Here is a 15,952-nt window from a genome sequence, read left to right on the forward strand (position 1 = left end):
CCTCTCCTACCGGATCAGCCCCCAACGGGCGCCGAACGGCCAATAGACGACGAGGCCGACCCCCACCGTGTTCTCCCGGGGAACCGCGCCCCAGAAGCGGCTGTCCTGGCTGTTGTAGCTGTTGTCCCCCATCGCCCAGAACGTATCGGGCTCGACGCTGTACGTCTCCGCCGGTCCGCGCAGGAAGCTCGGCGGATTGACGAGGGAGTTGAGATAGCCGTAGCCCCGGTAGCCGTCCTGCGCCGCCTCGACGCGCCGGATCGCCCACGGGATCGTCGCCCCCTCGGAGACCCCGTTGATCTCGAGCAGCGGCGGGATGAGGCGGAGGGTGTCGCCCGGGAGGCCGACGCACCGCTTGATGTAGAACTGGGAGGTGAAGATGCCGCGCCGGGCCATGTCGTCCTCGATCCCCCGGATGCCGTTCGTGCGGAAGACGAAGACCTCTCCCCGCTTCGGGAGGCGGAAGTTGAAGGAAAACTTGTCGACGAAGACCTGGTCCCCCGCCGAGTTCCGGTAGCTGAGGACCGGCTCCCCGGCCTCGAAGCGCTGCCCCACGGCGAGGCCCAGCTTGTAGGTCACCGCGTCCTTCGTGATCCAGGCCCGGCGCGTCTCGCCGGTGTCGAAGAGGATGTCGGTGTAATCGAACCACGGGGTGAGGCTCCCCCCCTGGATGTCGGTGATCCTCGCCGGATGGTCGAGGACGATCAGCCCGTCGCTCTCCCCGAAGACGAGCTGCCGCCAGATCGAGCCGAGGAACGAGGTCTTCGCATGGGAGGCCGCGTCGACCTTCACCGTCTGGATGCCGTAGAGCGTCGGCTTCATCGAGTCGGTCGGGATCTTGAAGGGTTGGAGGAAGAAGGCCCGCAGCGCGAGGGCCGCCGCGATGGCGACGAAGGCCACCTCGACGTTCTCCCGGAGCCAGTCGTTCCCCCGGACCGGGAAGAGCGAGACCGCGATCTCCTCCCCCTTTTCCATCAGCGGCGCGTAGCGGGCCGTCTCCCGCCGCTTCAGCGCCCCGCCCAGTTCCTCCTCGAAGGCGAGGACCTCGCGGAGCTGCGCCGCCGGGATGCGGTCGGAATTATAGATGCGCTGCTTGCGGATCGCCTTCAGGTAATCGTCGGCCTGGGAACGGAGCGTCCACTTCGCCCAGAACCCTTCCGGGGCGGCCTGGGCCGGCCTGACCTGCGCCGCCTTGGAGTCTTTGGGCTTGGGGGAATCGGAGGGGAGACGATCCATAAAAAGGGGCTGGGGGAATGGCGATCAACCGACGTCGGTCTTCAACACGGCGATGAAGGCCTCCTGCGGGATGTCGACGCGGCCGAACGACTTCATCCGCTTCTTGCCCTCCTTCTGCTTCTCGAGGAGCTTCCGCTTGCGGGAGATATCGCCGCCGTAGCACTTCGCCGTCACATTCTTGCCGACCGAGCCGACGTCCTCGCGGGCCACGATCTTCGCGCCGATCGTCGCCTGGATCGGGATGCGGAAGAGGTGGGGCGGGATCACTTCCTTCAGCTTCGCCGCGATCTGGCGTCCCCGGGCGGGGGCCTTCTCGCGGTCGACGATCGAGGAGAAGGCGTCGACCGGCTCGCCGTTCACCATCACGTCGAGCTTCACGAGGTCGCCCGCGCGGTAGGGGGCCGTCTCGTAGTCCATCGAGCCGTAGCCCCGGGTGATCGACTTGATCCGGTCGTTGAAGTCGACGAGGATTTCCGAGAGCGGAATGTCGCAATGGAGCATGACCCGCTTGTCGTCGACCGACTCCGTGTGCTCGCACGAGCCGCGCTTTTCCATGACGAGCTGGAGGATGTCCCCGATGTTCTCGTTCGGGATCATGATGAAGACCTTCACCATCGGCTCGCGGATCACGTCGATCGTCGAGGGGTCGGGCATCTTCACCGGGTTGTCGACCTCGATCTCCTCGCCGTTCGTGAGGCGGATCTGGTAGATGACGCTCGGGTAGGTCGCAATGATGTCCATGTCGTACTCCCGGCGGAGACGCTCCTGGACGATCTCCATGTGGAGGAGGCCGAGGAAGCCGCAGCGGAAGCCGGAGCCGAGCGCGACGCTCGACTCGGCGGTGTAGACCAGCGCCGCGTCGTTGATCTGGAGCTTCGCGATCGCGACCTTCAGGAGCTCGAACTCGGCGGTGTTGATCGGGTAGATGCCGCTGAAGACCATCGGGGTGATCTGCTTGAAGCCGGGGAGCGGCTCCTTCGCGGGGGCGACCGAGGTCGTGATCGTGTCGCCGATCTTGATGTCGACGGGGCTCTTGATGTTCGCGATCAGGTAGCCGGTGTGGCCGGGGAGGAGCTTGTCCTGCCGGGTCATCTTCGGAGTGAAGATGCCGACTTCCTTGACCTCGTAGGCCTGGTTCGTCGACATCAGGAGGATCTGGGTCCCCGCCTTGAGCTCGCCCGAGAAGACCCGGACGTAGGTGACGACGCCCCGGTAGGTGTCGAAGAGGGAATCGAAGACGAGGGCGCGGAGGGTGTTGTCCTTCGGCTCCGGCGGGGCGGGGATGCGGGCGACGACGGCCTCGAGGATCTCCGAGATGCCGATCCCCTGCTTCGCGCTGCACGGGACGCAATCCTCCCCCGGGATGGCGAGGAGGTCCTCGACCTGCTTCTGGACCGAGGGGACGTTCGCGCTCGGGAGGTCGATCTTGTTGATGACCGGGATGAGGGTCAGGTTCTGCTTCGAGGCGAGGTGGACGTTCGCCACCGTCTGCGCCTCGACGCCCTGCGCCGCGTCGATGACGAGGAGCGCGCCGTCGCACGCCGAGAGGCTGCGGGAGACCTCATAGGCGAAGTCGACGTGGCCGGGGGTGTCGATCAGGTTCAGCCGGTAGGTCTTCCCGTCCTTCGCGTGATAGACCATCGTGACCGGGTGGGCCTTGATCGTGATGCCCCGCTCCTTCTCCAGATCCATCGAGTCGAGCATCTGGTTCTGCATGTCCCGGAGAGAGATCGTATCGGTGGCCTGCAGCAACCGGTCGGAAAGCGTCGTCTTCCCGTGGTCGATGTGGGCGATAATGCAGAAATTACGGATCAGCTCGGAACTCATGAAAAAGGGAGATAAAGGGGCAAAAAAGGGATTGTAGTGGAAATCCCCCCTACGGCAAGAGGGTTCGGACCCCCTGCACACCCCTCTCCCATAGAGCCGTCTCCCAATAGGAGTCTAGGCGTATTGGTCCCGTCTACCCCCCGCAATCCGTACCCTCGGACGCTCCAGGAAGCAGCCGATTTCAATCCAGATAGAAGACGAGGCACAGCCAAAGCGCGTCCGCCTAGCTAAGGCCCTCCGAAGGGGAGGTTCGAGGAGGGGCAAAGCCCCTCTTGGGCTATAAAGCGGATCGCCTCCAGCTGTACAGGGTCGACCCCGCCAGCCCCGAAGGGCACTCCGCAAAACGGCGCGAAGGACGCGCCCCCAAACCCCTACCCCGCCGCGTTCGCCTCCGCCGCCTTCTGCCGCAGAAGCTTCACCGCCGCCGGAATGTCCTGCTTCCCGAAGATCGACGACCCCGCGACAATCAAGTTCGCCCCCGAGACAACCGCCGGTCCGATCGTGTCGGCAGTGAGGCCGCCGTCGACCTCGATGTCGTAATTGAGATTATTCTGATCCCGGAAGAGACGGGCGAAGCGGACCTTCTCAAGCACTTCCATGATGAACGGCTGCCCGCCGAACCCCGGGTTCACCGTCATGCAGAGGACCAGGTCGACCCGCTTCATGTACTTCTCGGCCTTCTCGATCAGCGTCAGCGGATTGACGGCGATCCCGGCGCGGCAGCCCATGCTCTTGATGAGGTCGAGGGTCCGGCCCACGTCATGATACGCCTCGAGGTGGATCGTGATCGTGTCGGCCCCGGCCTCGATGAAGGAGCGGACGTAGCGGTCCGGCTGCTGGATCATGAGATGGACGTCGAGCGGGAGCCGGGTGATCCGGCGGAGCATCGCGACGAAGTCGGGCCCGAAGGTCATGTTCGGGACGAAGTGGCCGTCCATGATGTCGACATGGAGGCAATCGACCCCCGCGGCCTCGACGGCACGGACATCGCGCTCAATGTTTCCGTAGTCGGCGGCCAGGATCGACGGGGCCAGGAGGATCGGCTTCATGGATGACAGGGGACCCTATTTCTTCTTCTCGATCAACTCGATTTCGTACCCCTCGGGGGCGTCGATGAAGCCGATCCGGGAGCCCGAGGCCGAGGGGGCCGAGGGCCCCTCGCTGAAGGGATAGCCCTTCGCGGCGGCCTCGGCGGCGAAGGCCTCGATGTCGGCGACCTCGAAGGCGAGGTGGGTCAGGTCGGGGCCGACCTGGACGGGGCCGCTCTTCGGATAGTGGCAGATCTCGATCAGTTCCTCGCTGCCCGGGACCTTGAAGAAGACCAAGGTCGAGCCGCGCGAGGAGGTGTGGGAGCTGACCTGCTCGAGGCCGAGGACCTCCTTGTAGAAGGAGACGGTCTTTTCGAGGTCTTCGACCCGATAACGGGTGTGGAGGAGGCGGAGGACGGGCATGGGATGGGAAGGGTTTAGATTTTGACCTTGAATTTCTCCCCTTCCTTCACCCCGGCGGTGAAGGCGCAGAGCCATTCGGAAAGGTTGACGAGGTCGCCGAGGTCGATCACCTCGACGGGGCTGTGCATGTAGCGGTTCGGGATGCCGAGGGCCGCCGTCGGGACGCCACCGCGCTGCTTGAAGATCGCGTCGGCGTCGGTGCCCGACCAGCGGGCGTCGATGCTCAGCTGGATGTCGATCTTCTTCGCCTTCGCCGTCTTCGCGAGGCGCTCGACGAGGACGGGATGGTTCACGCTGCCCCGGTTCAGGACCGGCCCCTTGCCGAGCTTGATGTCGCCGAAGCGTTTGGCGTTCGCCAGCGGCATGTCGGTCGAGTGGCCGACGTCGACGACGAGGGCCGCGTCGGGCTGGAGGGAGTAGCCGACCATGCTCGCGCCGTAGAGGCCGTTCTCCTCCTGGATCGTCGAGACCGCGATCAGGCAGACGTCGATCCCCTTCAGCTCCGAGGCGAGGCGGAGGGTCTCCGCCGCGACGAACGTGCCGACCCGGTTGTCGCAGGCGCGGGCGACATAGACATCGCCGTTGAGCTGCTCGAAGCCGGCGGTGTAGGTGACGAGGTCGCCGACGGCGGCCCGCTTCTCGGCGTCCTTGCGGTTCTTGGCGCCGATGTCGATGAAGAGATCGTGCCAGGCCGGGACCTCGGGCTTCTTGTCCCGCTCCTGCATGTGGACGGCGAGGGAGCCGACGACGCCGAGGGTCTTTTTCCCCTCATGATGGATGTGGACGCGCTGGCCGCGGGCCAGGGCCGGATCGGGACCGCCGACCGGGGCGAAGTAGAGGAAGCCCTCCTCCGAGATATATTGGATCTGGAAGCCGATCTCGTCCCCGTGGCCGACGACCATGATGCGGGGGGAGCCCTTCGGGTTCAGGATCGCCCACGAATTGCCGTAGGCATCGCTCCCCGTCTCGTCGGCGAACTCGGAAACGTAATCGAGCCAGACCCGCTGCCCCGCCGCCTCCCCGCTCGAAGGGCTGGGGGTTTCAAGAAGCTTCCGCAGGAAATCGAGGGATTTTTGTCTCATAGAGATAGGCCCACCAAGGTATCTCATTTCGCCCAATTGAAAAGGGCCTAAAAAAGATCCCCTCCCAACGCCCTCCCTCTTCCGTTAGACCGGACGAATCTCGGGAGCCGCCGCCCGCTCCATCAATCCGGCCACCGCCCGCTGCGGGGGGAGGCCCTCGAAGAGGATCGCGTAGACCTGGCAGGCGACCGGCTTCGCCTCGGCGGGGACCGCCGCGAGGCTGTAGAGCGACCGGGCCGTCTCGACCCCTTCCGCGACGCCGACCTCGGCCAGGATGGCCTGGAGCGTCCTCCCCCCCGCCAGCAGGCTGCCGACGCGGTAATTGCGGCTCAGTTCGCTTCCCGAGGTCAGGAGGAGGTCGCCCACCCCGCTCAGCCCGGCGAAGGTCTCCGGCCTCCCGCCGAGGCGGACGCCGATCCGGGTCATCTCGGCAAGGCAACGGGTCAACAGCGCGGCGAAGGCGTTGTGACCAAGGTTCATCCCGACGCAGAGCCCCGCCGCGATGGCGTAGACGTTCTTCAACGCCCCGCCCAACTCGACCCCGGTCAGATCGGTCGAGCGATAAAGCCGGAAAGAACGATGGTGGAAGAGGGCCTGGAGCCGTTCGGCGAGGGCCTCGCTCCCGGCGGCGACGACGGCGGCGGCGGGAAGCCCGGCGGCGATCTCCGAGGCGAAATTCGGGCCGGAGAGGGCCGCCGTTTCGGTCCCGGGCCAGACCTGCCCGATGATCTCGCTCACCCGCAGTCCGGTGCCGACCTCGAGCCCCTTGCTCAGGGAGAGGACCGGAACACCCGGGGCGGGGAAGCGGGAGAGCGTCGCCCGCATCGCCTGGACGGGGATCGCGACGATGAGGAAGTCGATGCCCGGGGGCCACCCCTCGGCCGCATCGCCGTGATGGCGGTAAATCGGCTCATGGCCGTTGCGGAGGAGGACGTCCCCCATCGCCGTCCCCCACTTTCCCGCGCCGAGGATGCCGACTTTCATGGAAAAATGGAAAAGGGGCGGGGTTCTGCTTCGCCGTTACTTCGCCTTCGGGGAACCCATCCGCTTCTCCTCGCCGCGGAGGAGGCGCTCGATGTTCGCCCGATGCCGGAGGATCGTCATCCCGCCCGCGAGCAGGCCGAAAACGAAGAAGATCCGCTTGTTCGGATAGAGGACGAAGGCGGCCACCGGGAGCACCGCCGAGGCGAGGATCGAGGCGAGCGAGACGATGCGGGTCAGCCAGAAGGAGGCCCCCCAGACCGCCAGGATCACGAGGAAGGCCTCGGGCATGAAGGCCGCGATCGCCCCCGCCGAGGTCGCCACCCCTTTGCCGCCCTTGCCGCCCAGCCACGGCGTGAAGTTATGCCCCAGCGTCGCCACCAGGCCGATCAGCACCACGGCCACCTCCCACTCCATCCGCCGCCCGTGGGGGACGAAGAAGACGAAGATGAAGGCGGGAAGGAAGCCCTTGAAGAAATCGAGGAGAAACGCCGGAAGACCCCACTTCCAGCCCAATACCCGCCAGACATTCGTCGCGCCAATATTGCCGCTGCCGTGCTTGCGCAGGTCGAGGCCGTTCCACTTACCCAGCAGGAATCCGAACGGGATCGACCCGATCAGGAAAGAGAAACACAACATCACCGCCGCCGCCATCCGCAGGTGACGGGAACCGGTTTCGATAAAATAGGGCAATTCCACAGGGGGAGCGTTCTACCGCTCCGACTGTCTTGCGGCAATCTGAAATACGCTGTAGCCTCCCCCCCACTCATGATCTCCGAAATCGAATTCAAGGGCTGGAAACGGAACCTCCGCCTCAATGACGGCATCGCCGAACTCGTCATCACCCTCGACGTCGGCCCCCGCATCCTCCACGCCGCCCCCATCGGCGGGAAGAATCTCTTCTGCGAGTTCCCCGACCAGATCGGCCGGGCCGGGGAGGAGGAATGGAAGATCCGCGGCGGCCACCGCTTCTGGACCGCGCCCGAGAACGAGGAGAGCTACACCCCCGACAACGTCCCCGTCGACTACCGGAAGATCGACGACAACACCGTCGAGATCGCCTCCCCGGCCCAGTCCGACCACGGCTGGCAGAAGACCCTGCGCATCGCCTCCCTCGGCAACGGCCGCTTCACCGTCCTCCACACCCTCACGAACAGCGGGACGAAGCCCCTCGAAGTCACCCCCTGGGCCCTCAGCGTCATGGCGCCCGGCGGCACCGCCGTCCTCCCCCAGTCGGCCCCGAAGCTCCATCCCCTCGACAATCCCCCCGGCACCCCCGTCAACGTCGACGACTACCAGTCCAACCGCCGCGTCGTCCTCTGGAAGTACAGCCACCTGAACGACCCCCGCCTCACGCTCGAGAAGGAGTTCTGGTTCGTCCGCCACGAGGCCGACTCCAAATGCTTCAAGATGGGCCTCCACTTCCAGGAAAAGTGGGTCGCCTACCAGCTGGGCAACCACTACTTCGCCAAGACCGTCCCCGCCCCCGGCGGCACCTACCCCGACGACGGCTCGAACTTCGAGCTCTTCACCAACAAGGACATCCTCGAGCTCGAAACCCTCGCCCCCCTCGGCCCCCTCCCCGTCGGCGCCAGCCGCAGCCATGAAGAGACGTGGCAGATCGGCACCCTCTCCGAATCGATCACCACCGTCGCCGGGGCCAAGGCCTTCTTCGCCACGCTGAAGTAAGCGCCTTCCTCCGGTAAAAACAAAAGCCCCACCCCTCCTCGGAGGGGTGGGGCTTTTCGCTGGCAGCAGAAACTACCCCTTCTTCAGCGCCAGCTTCAGCGTCACCACCTCGAAGGGGCGCAACGCCAGCTTGATCCCCTCCTTGCCGACGGGGACCGCCTTGCCTCCCTCCTCCAGCAGGTTGACCTTCGCCGCCTTCGCGATCGGGAAGGCGCTGCGGAACGTGGCGTTTTGGTGCGCGCCGTGAGACTCGAAGAGACGGACGACGAGGTCGTCCGAGTCCTCGGCCTTCTTGATCGTGTCGATCACCACCGCCGGGTTCGTGCTAGCAAAGAAGCCCTTCGCCCCGGGAGCCGCCCCCGTCGCCGAAACCTGCAACGGCTGATTGAACGCCGCCGCCTCCGGGATGACCCCGCCGAGCTGCGGCCCGTTCGCATGGGGATAGAGCGCGTAACGGAAGCGATGGACCCCCATGTCGGCCTCGGGATCGGGCGACTTCGGGGCGCGGAGGAGGGAGAGCCGCAGCACATTGCCGTGGCAGGCGTAGCCGTACTTCGAGTCGTTGAGGAGAGCGACGCCGTAGGCGGGCTCCGAAAGATCGGCCCACTTGTGCGCGCTGACCTCGAACCGGGCGAAGTCCCACGTCGTGTTGAAATGGGTCGGCCGGCGAACGTGGCCGAACTGGATCTCGAAGGTCGCGTAGTCGCTGCGGAGGGCGAGCGGGAACTCGACCTTCAGGAAACGGTCCTTCTCGCGCCAGTCGACCTCGGCCTCGAAGTCGAGCCGGGGCGATTCGGCGGAAAGCGAGATGCGCTGCGTCAGCGTCGCCTTCGCACTCACCGTCATCTCGACCTCGACCGTCGCCCGCAGCGGGTCGTCCCCGACCACGCGGAGCGCCTTCACCGCATCGACGTCGGTCCGCTTGTCCAGGTGATAGATGTCGGTATCCCAGGCATCCCAACGTTCGGGCCGATCCTCGAAGAGGACATACTGATTCCCCTTCTTCCCGGCCTCGACCGTCTCACGGCCTCCGTCGGCCTCCCGCTTGTCGAGGAAGCTGACGAGCCGCCCCTGCCCGTCGAACTTCGCCCGGACCAGACCGTTTTCGAGGGTGAAGCCGTTCTTCCCCAGCGTCACCTTGACCGGGGCCGCTGGGGCCGCCGCCGGAGCCGCCACGGTATAGCCGTAGGCCGGTGCCTCGGCAAAAGTCCATTTCCCGCCGAGCGAGGCCACCTCGCGGCGGGGCCAGCCCAGCGTGTTGAGGGCGAGGACATTCTTGCCCTTCCCATTCCCCGCCGGGACGACCTTCGCCAGCGCCTCTTCCCGCAGCTTTCCGGCGGAGCCGAGGACGCGGGCATAATCCTTGTCGGAATCCTCATAGACCTCGCGGATCGAGGAGCCGGGGATGATGTCGTGGAACTGGTTGAGGAGGACCGTCTCCCACAGGCCGTTGATCTCGGCCTGCGGATACTTCGCCCCCTTGAGGGAACGGGCCAGGAAGGAGAGGAACTCGACGTCGTGGAGCAGCTCCTCGCTGCGCCGGTTGTCCCGCTTGTTCGCGGCCTGCGTCGTGTAGGTGCCGCGATGAAGCTCGAAGTAAAGCTCGCCCGACCAGACCGTCGGGTCCTTCAGGTTCTCGTCGCAGCGCTTGAAGAACTCGCGCGGCGTCCGCATCGCCACCTCGGGAAGTCCGGCGACGTTCTTCATCCGGCGCAGCCGCTCCACCATCTCCTCCGTCGGCCCGCCGCCGCCGTCGCCGAAGCCGAAGAGCAGGTAACTCTCGGCGGCCCGTTCCTTGTCCTTGAAATTCGTGATGTGCTTCTGGATTTCCTCGACCGTGCAGACCGCGTTGTAGGTGTCGGTTGGCGGGAAGTGGGTCAACACCCGCGAGCCGTCGATCCCCTCCCACTGGAAGGTGCTGCTCGCCGGCCGGTTCAGCTGGTTCCAGGAAAGCTTCTGCGTCAGGAAGTACTCGATCCCCGCCCCGCGCAGGATCTGCGGCAGCGCGCCGCTGTAGCCGAAGACGTCGGGATTCCAGAACTCCTCGCAATAGGAGCCGAACTCCCGCTTGAAGAAGCGCTGCCCGGCGAGGAACTGCCGCACCAGCGATTCCCCCGAGGGAATATTGCAATCGGGCTCGATCCACGTGCCGCCCGCCGGGACGAACTGCCCCGTCTTCGCCTTCTCCTTCAGCTTCGCGTAGAGCGCGGGCTGCTGTACCTTGATCCAGGCCAGCTGCTGGGCCTGGGAGCAGACGAACTTGTACTCGGGATAAGTGTCCATCATCAGGACGGCGGTCGAGAACGTCCGGTAGCACTTCCGCATCGTCTCGGCCAGGGGCCACAGCCACGCGGTGTCGATGTGGGCATGGCCGATGGCGGAGACGTGATGGGTCCGGTCCCCGTTCTTCGCGGCCAGGAACTTCTTCGCGATGGCGCGTCCCGCCGCGTACGTCGAGCGGTCGCCCAGGACCACGGTATTGACGATCTCGTTCGCCGCCGTCAGCGCGGGGCCCTGGGCGAGGCCGTCGGCGGGAAGCCGCTCGGCCATCTCCTTGATCACCGCGAAGTCCCACATCAGGTCCCAGGCCAGCCGGTCCCGCGTCACCAGCCGCGCCTGCCGGAGGTGGCCCAGCGCCTCGTCCTGCGTCCGCCCGCCGCCGTCGCTCAGGCCGAACATCCCGTTGATCGCCCCCTCGACGTAGAAGACGCCCCGCTCCCCCCCCTTCGCCTTCGCGGCGAGGGTGTAGTGGGAGCGGATCTCCTCCGGCCCCCAATTATAGCTCGTCAATCCCTGGATCGGCACCCCGTCCCGCCAGACGCACCCCTCGGACGACGAATCGAAGTGGAGGAGGACCTCCTCGCCCGCCCACTCCTTCGGCACCGCATAGCCGATGCGGAACCAATGGGTCGACCAGCCGGGGCCGAAACGCTCCCCGACCTTCGCGGGCCGGAACTTCCCCTTCACCGCCTCGGCATAGGCAATCCGGCCCGGCGCGGCATAGGTCTCCAGCTTTTCCAACGCCACGGAGCGCGGATAGAGAACAGCCTTGAGTTCGCTCGCAAAACGGACCAGGCGGCCCTTGGTGATTTCGGGGTGCTTCAGCATAAATAATATTAATACCAAAATTGGTATGTTAACTCAGTTTTGGCAAGTCGATTCAGAAAGGCCAAATAATCAAACAATCAAAGCAACAAAGGGGCCCCGGGTCAAAAAGGATTAAAACGATCGCAGGGCCGCACCCGACGATTCCCCGACGAACATCGGGATATCCTTCGGCTCCACCCACAGCGACCCCTGCCACTCCTTCCTTCCGATCATCCATTCGACGGCCGAAAGGAGGAAATTCTCCCGGGGCGGCGATTGGAGGCAGGTCAGCGAGGGCGTCAGGTAGGGGCCCAGCCCCTCGTCATTCATCGCCACCACGGAGAGGTCGCGCCCCACCGCGATCCCCTCGTCGGCGCAGGCGCGGAGCGTCCCGACAGCGGCGGGGCCGGTCACGCAGAGCAGCGCGGTGCCGAGCGGCGACCGCTCCCGCGCCTTCAGCTTCCGCCGCATCAGGCGATAGGCCATCTCCACCGCCGGGTAGCCCGGATCGGAATGAAGCCGGCCCGTGAGGCCGAATTCCGCCAGCCCCTCCCGCCACGCCGCGATGCGGGCCTCGATCACCGGATCGAGGGGCTGCGCGTTGACGCAATCGACCCGCCGATGGCCCAGGTCCCGCAGGTGCTCGAGGAGCTTCCACTCGGCCCGCGCCGGGAAGACCGAGATCGAGGGCAGGCCGTAGGCGGTCCAGTCGAAATCGAGAATCGCCACCCGGCACCGGGAGGAACGGAGCCGCTCCCCCAGCCACGGCGAGGCACTTTCCCTCGACGGATGGAGGAAGATCCCGTCGAACGCCTCCAGCGCCGCCGCGAGCGCCGGATCGCCGAAGTGGTCGAAGGAAACCTCCCGCACCGTCGCCCGTCCGTCGACGGCCCGGGTGATCCCGTTCAGCCAAAACGCATTCTCCTGGGATCCCTCCGCGCGCCGGACGAACCCGATCTCCGGCCGCCGCGCGCTCCCCTCCCTCCCGGCAGCGGCCCCGATCCGCCCGTTCGGCAGCCGGGCCAGGCATCCCTCGCGCTCCAGCTGCCCGATCGCGCTCCGCACCGTCTGGCGGCTCACCCCCAGCTCGATCGCCAGCTGCCGCTCCCCCGGCATCCCCCGGAGCGCGTCGCTCCCGTGGGCAATCCGCGCCCGGATCACCTCCACCACCGCCCGGAGCTTGTCAGCGGGTCTCGCCATGATTCTTCAAAGGATAACGGGAAGGCTCTTACCGAATCGCCTTGGCCGACGCCAGCCGCTTCTGCTTCGGCCCCGGCTTCCCCGCTTCGCTCCGGTTCCGCCGACGATAGAGCGTCGGGGAGAGCCGGTTCCGCCGCTTGAAGAAGACCCCCATCTGCGTCGCCGAGGCGAAGCCGCTCCGGAAGGCGACCTCGGCCACCGGCAGCTCCGTCGTCCGCAGCAGGCGGGCCGCCATCTCCAGCCGGATCTGCCGGAGGAAGAGCGCCGGGCTCACCCCCATCTGCTTGAAGAAGAGCCGGGTGAAGTGTTCCCGGCTCATCTCGACCAGCGCCGCCACCTCCTTGATCCGCAGCGGCGTCTGGTAATGGTTCCGCAGGTGGGCGATCGCCCGGGCCAGCGGCTCCGCCGTCTTCCGCTGCACCGGCCGCACATGCCGGAGGACCTCCAGGTAAAAGCGGTACGCGTCGCCGCTCACCTCGTAGGGATCGCGCCAGGCGCGGCTCCGCGCCCGCGCGATCAGCGCCTCCAGCAGCCGCACCGCCGCCGGGGCCAGCGCCACCACCGGGCCGCCCCGCTCCCGCAATCCGCCCCAGAGCCGGAACGCCAAGTCCCCGTAGAAATTGATCCAGGAAAAGACCCACTCCCCCTTTTCCTCCGGCGGATAGTAATAGCGGCTCGCCTCCGGGATCATCGCGATGAAGGCGTGCCCCGGCGGCACGTCATAGGCCTTCCCGCCGAACTCGATCGTCCCCCGGCCCCGGTAGGTGTACTGGAATATCACAAAAAAATCGTCCCCTCGCGCCTGGTTGTCCCAGGAATAACGGGGCCCACCCTGTTTCTCCATGGAAATACCGAACGGCACCAGAATCAGATCTTCGACCTCATTTCCCATGACCCATCTATATCACAAAAATGATAAACCATGTCACAAGTATTTTCTGGCCCCGGGGCCGCTTCGTGACAGCGTGGAACCATGAGCCTCAAGATCACCCTCATCGGTGCCGGATCGGTCGTTTTCGCCAAGAACCTCATCAGCGACGTCCTCCAGTTCGCCGAACTTTCCGACGCCACCCTCTGCCTCATGGACATCGATCCCGCCCGCCTCAAGGTGGCGAAGGTCATGGCCGAACGGATCGTCGCCGCCCTCGGCGTGAAGGCCACGGTCACCGCCACCCTCGACCGCCGCGAGGCCGTCCGCGGCGCCCGCTACGTCATCTGCACCGTCCAGGTCGGCGGCTACAAGCCCGGCACCGTCATCGACTTCGAGATCCCCCGCAAATACGGACTCCTCCAGACCATCGGGGACACCCTCGGCGTCGGCGGCGTCTTCCGCGCCCTCCGCACCATCCCCGTCATCAACCGCATCGCACAGGACATCGCCGAGGTCGGCGCCCCCGATTGCCTCCTGCTGAACTACACCAACCCGATGGCGATGAACTGCACCGCCGTTCACCGCGCCGTCGGCATCCCCCACGTCGGCCTCTGCCACTCCGTCCAGGGCACCTCCCAGCAGCTCGCCACCCTCGCCGGGCTCCCCTTCGAGGACGTCACCTACAAGGTCGCCGGGATCAACCACATGGCCTTCTTCCTGAAGTTCGAGTACAAGGGCCAGGACGCCTACCCCCTCCTCTTCGCCCTCCTCGACAAGCCCGGCTTCAATGCGGAGAAAGTCCGCTTCGAGATGATGCGCCGCACCGGCTACTTCGTCACCGAGTCGAGCGAACACCAGAGCGAATACGTCCCCTACTTCATCCACCACGGGAAAAAGGTGATCGAGCGGTTCGACGTCCCCATCGACGAATACCTCCGCCGCTGCGAGGCGATCATCGGCACCTGGGAAAAGACCGAGGCCGAGCTCCTCGGCGGCAAGGACGGCATCGTCGTCCACCCCCAGTCCCACGAATACGGCTCCTACATCATCCACTCGCGGGAGACCGACACCCCCCGCGTCATCTACGGGAACGTCCCCAACCGGAACCTCATCGACAACCTCCCCGCCGGGGCCTGCGTCGAGGTTCCCTGCCTCGTCGACGCCCAGGGCATCCAGCCGACCCACGTGGGAACCCTCCCGCCCCAGCTCGCCGCCCTCTGCCAGAGCAACATCAACGTCCAGGACCTCACCGTCGAAGCCGCCCTCACCGGAAAGCGGGAACACATCTACCACGCCGTGATGATGGACCCCCACACCGCCACCGTCCTCCCCCTCGACAAGATCTGGGCCATGTGCGACGACCTCATCGAAGCCCACCAGAAAGTCGGCCTCCTCGGCGACTTCGCCCCCGTCATCCCCCACACCGGCCGCGCCTGGGCCGGCACCGGAGACCGCCTCATCGCCGACATCCGCCTCGACGAAAAAGCCACCAGCAGGAAAAAGGATGGCACGCTCCACGCCGAGGTCGTCGTCATCAACCCCCGCCCCAAGGCCGTCACCGCCTCCCTCGAGCTCCGCGCCACCCCCTACGGAAGCCGCCTCTCCTCCCGGCCCCCGCTCAAGCTCAAGATCGCCGTCCCCGCCGGGAAGACCGTCCGCAAGCCGGTCACCCTCCCCCACGGGACGCCCCTTTCCCAAGGCCTCGCCCTCCGCCTCGAAAGCCCCTCCTCCGACATCCTCACCAAAGACTACCTCGTCCGCCCCCGCACCGTCCTCCAAGCGGGAGGAGAGGGAGCCCGCTTCGAGCTGAAGCTCGCCGGATTCCCCGCCGCCGAAGGAACGCTAAAAGTCAAAAACCGGTCGATCCATTTCCGCATCGCCGTCGACGACTCGAAGATCACCCCCTCCGCCGTCACCTGGGAAGGATCGACCGTCGAACTCTTCTTCGCCGCCTCGGACAGCGATCCGATCACCCCGTTCTTCCTCCTCCCCCAGCCCGGCGCGAAGAAAGTCACCTGCCTCTCCAGCGCACGGAAACCGTTCCCCGGCCTCGCCCCCCGCATCACCCCGAGCCGGAAAGGCGCGGGCTACGAGATCGAGATCGAGATCCCCTTCGCCACCGCCGGAATCAGCTCCACGGCGGAGAGCCTCCTCTTCGACGTCTACGCCAACGTCACCGCCCTCGGCGACGCCCACAGCGGCGGCCGCACCTCCCTCGGCGGCCACTTCGACTCCCACGCCAACCCCAACCACTTCACCCGCGTCGAGTTCGCCCGATAAGGCCGGGCTTCACCCCTTCATCGTTCAGTAAAACCTCACGCAACCCACTCAAAGCTCACAACAGCCCTAGGGCCGTCAAGGGAACCTTGCCCTCTAGCGAGGAGAAACGAAGCGAAGGCCCGCGAGGCGGCGGGAGGAGGCAGCCCGAAGGAGAACGACGACGAGCATAGGGGAGCCGTAGAGAGGCTTTCGCTCAAGCACACCGCCCGAAGAAGGGCGGCACCTCTCACCTATTTATGGGCCCAGAT

At 66.0% G+C, this 15,952-nt stretch carries 12 protein-coding genes; 2 read left to right on the top strand and 10 right to left on the bottom strand.

The features are described 5' to 3' along the window. Window positions 1-6: 6 nt before the first annotated feature. The 7 genes from lepB to plsY all read right to left on the bottom strand — a co-directional run bounded on the left by lepB (window position 7) and on the right by plsY (window position 7,276). Window positions 7-1,236, bottom strand: a complete 1,230-nt coding sequence (lepB, locus tag BLU04_RS14700) for a signal peptidase I (protein WP_093287685.1) — start codon at window positions 1,234-1,236, stop codon at window positions 7-9. 24 nt (window positions 1,237-1,260) lie between these two features. Beyond that, a complete protein-coding gene (lepA, locus tag BLU04_RS14705; protein WP_093287688.1) occupies window positions 1,261-3,063 on the bottom strand; it encodes a translation elongation factor 4 in 1,803 nt (600 codons plus the stop codon). Window positions 3,064-3,434: 371 nt separating this feature from the next. Next, a complete protein-coding gene (gene rpe / locus BLU04_RS14710; RefSeq protein WP_093287691.1) occupies window positions 3,435-4,112 on the bottom strand; it encodes a ribulose-phosphate 3-epimerase in 678 nt (225 codons plus the stop codon). 15 nt (window positions 4,113-4,127) lie between these two features. Beyond that, the gene (locus tag BLU04_RS14715) at window positions 4,128-4,514 is read right to left on the bottom strand and encodes a VOC family protein (RefSeq protein ID WP_093287694.1); all 387 of its coding nucleotides are present in this window, start codon (window positions 4,512-4,514) and stop codon (window positions 4,128-4,130) included. 14 nt (window positions 4,515-4,528) lie between these two features. Then, window positions 4,529-5,596, bottom strand: coding sequence for a M42 family peptidase (locus BLU04_RS14720; protein ID WP_231964875.1), 1,068 nt, complete (start codon window positions 5,594-5,596; stop codon window positions 4,529-4,531). 84 nt (window positions 5,597-5,680) lie between these two features. Then, the gene (locus BLU04_RS14725) at window positions 5,681-6,580 is read right to left on the bottom strand and encodes an NAD(P)H-dependent glycerol-3-phosphate dehydrogenase (RefSeq protein WP_093287696.1); all 900 of its coding nucleotides are present in this window, start codon (window positions 6,578-6,580) and stop codon (window positions 5,681-5,683) included. A gap of 36 nt (window positions 6,581-6,616) precedes the next feature. After that, entirely contained in the window at window positions 6,617-7,276 is a 660-nt protein-coding gene (gene plsY / locus BLU04_RS14730; protein WP_197672971.1) for a glycerol-3-phosphate 1-O-acyltransferase PlsY, read from the bottom strand. Window positions 7,277-7,345: 69 nt separating this feature from the next. Between plsY and BLU04_RS14735 the strand changes: the two genes are divergently transcribed. Further along, a complete protein-coding gene (locus BLU04_RS14735; RefSeq protein WP_093287702.1) occupies window positions 7,346-8,266 on the top strand; it encodes a hypothetical protein in 921 nt (306 codons plus the stop codon). 72 nt (window positions 8,267-8,338) lie between these two features. Here the strand turns inward: BLU04_RS14735 and BLU04_RS14740 are convergent, their stop codons facing one another. From BLU04_RS14740 to BLU04_RS14750, 3 genes are all read right to left on the bottom strand, one after another. Then, window positions 8,339-11,374 (bottom strand): alpha-mannosidase, encoded by a 3,036-nt coding sequence (locus BLU04_RS14740; RefSeq protein WP_093287704.1) that lies wholly within the window; start codon window positions 11,372-11,374, stop codon window positions 8,339-8,341. 111 nt (window positions 11,375-11,485) lie between these two features. Continuing rightward, window positions 11,486-12,553: a substrate-binding domain-containing protein gene (locus tag BLU04_RS14745; protein ID WP_093287707.1), complete on the bottom strand. Its 1,068-nt coding sequence runs from the start codon at window positions 12,551-12,553 to the stop codon at window positions 11,486-11,488. 28 nt (window positions 12,554-12,581) lie between these two features. After that, window positions 12,582-13,334, bottom strand: a complete 753-nt coding sequence (locus BLU04_RS14750; RefSeq protein WP_162274695.1) for an AraC family transcriptional regulator — start codon at window positions 13,332-13,334, stop codon at window positions 12,582-12,584. A 192-nt stretch (window positions 13,335-13,526) separates the two neighbouring features. On the opposite strand from BLU04_RS14750, the gene melA reads away from it, so the two are divergent. Continuing rightward, window positions 13,527-15,704 (top strand): alpha-galactosidase, encoded by a 2,178-nt coding sequence (melA, locus tag BLU04_RS17115; RefSeq protein WP_093287712.1) that lies wholly within the window; start codon window positions 13,527-13,529, stop codon window positions 15,702-15,704. The last annotated feature ends 248 nt before the right edge of the window (window positions 15,705-15,952 follow it).

It is taken from the genome of Verrucomicrobium sp. GAS474 (assembly GCF_900105685.1).
GTDB lineage: Bacteria > Verrucomicrobiota > Verrucomicrobiia > Methylacidiphilales > GAS474 > GAS474.

Bases quoted from the DNA above. Each gene is read 5' to 3' on its own strand.
- BLU04_RS14745 (WP_093287707.1), bottom strand. From the start codon at position 12,553: ATGGCGAGACCCGCTGACAAGCTCCGGGCGGTGGTGGAGGTGATCCGG.
- lepB (WP_093287685.1), bottom strand. From the start codon at position 1,236: ATGGATCGTCTCCCCTCCGATTCCCCCAAGCCCAAAGACTCCAAGGCG.
- lepA (WP_093287688.1), bottom strand. From the start codon at position 3,063: ATGAGTTCCGAGCTGATCCGTAATTTCTGCATTATCGCCCACATCGAC.
- BLU04_RS14725 (WP_093287696.1), bottom strand. From the start codon at position 6,580: ATGAAAGTCGGCATCCTCGGCGCGGGAAAGTGGGGGACGGCGATGGGG.
- melA (WP_093287712.1), top strand. From the start codon at position 13,527: ATGAGCCTCAAGATCACCCTCATCGGTGCCGGATCGGTCGTTTTCGCC.
- BLU04_RS14715 (WP_093287694.1), bottom strand. From the start codon at position 4,514: ATGCCCGTCCTCCGCCTCCTCCACACCCGTTATCGGGTCGAAGACCTC.
- BLU04_RS14735 (WP_093287702.1), top strand. From the start codon at position 7,346: ATGATCTCCGAAATCGAATTCAAGGGCTGGAAACGGAACCTCCGCCTC.
- rpe (WP_093287691.1), bottom strand. From the start codon at position 4,112: ATGAAGCCGATCCTCCTGGCCCCGTCGATCCTGGCCGCCGACTACGGA.
- BLU04_RS14720 (WP_231964875.1), bottom strand. From the start codon at position 5,596: ATGAGACAAAAATCCCTCGATTTCCTGCGGAAGCTTCTTGAAACCCCC.
- BLU04_RS14740 (WP_093287704.1), bottom strand. From the start codon at position 11,374: ATGCTGAAGCACCCCGAAATCACCAAGGGCCGCCTGGTCCGTTTTGCG.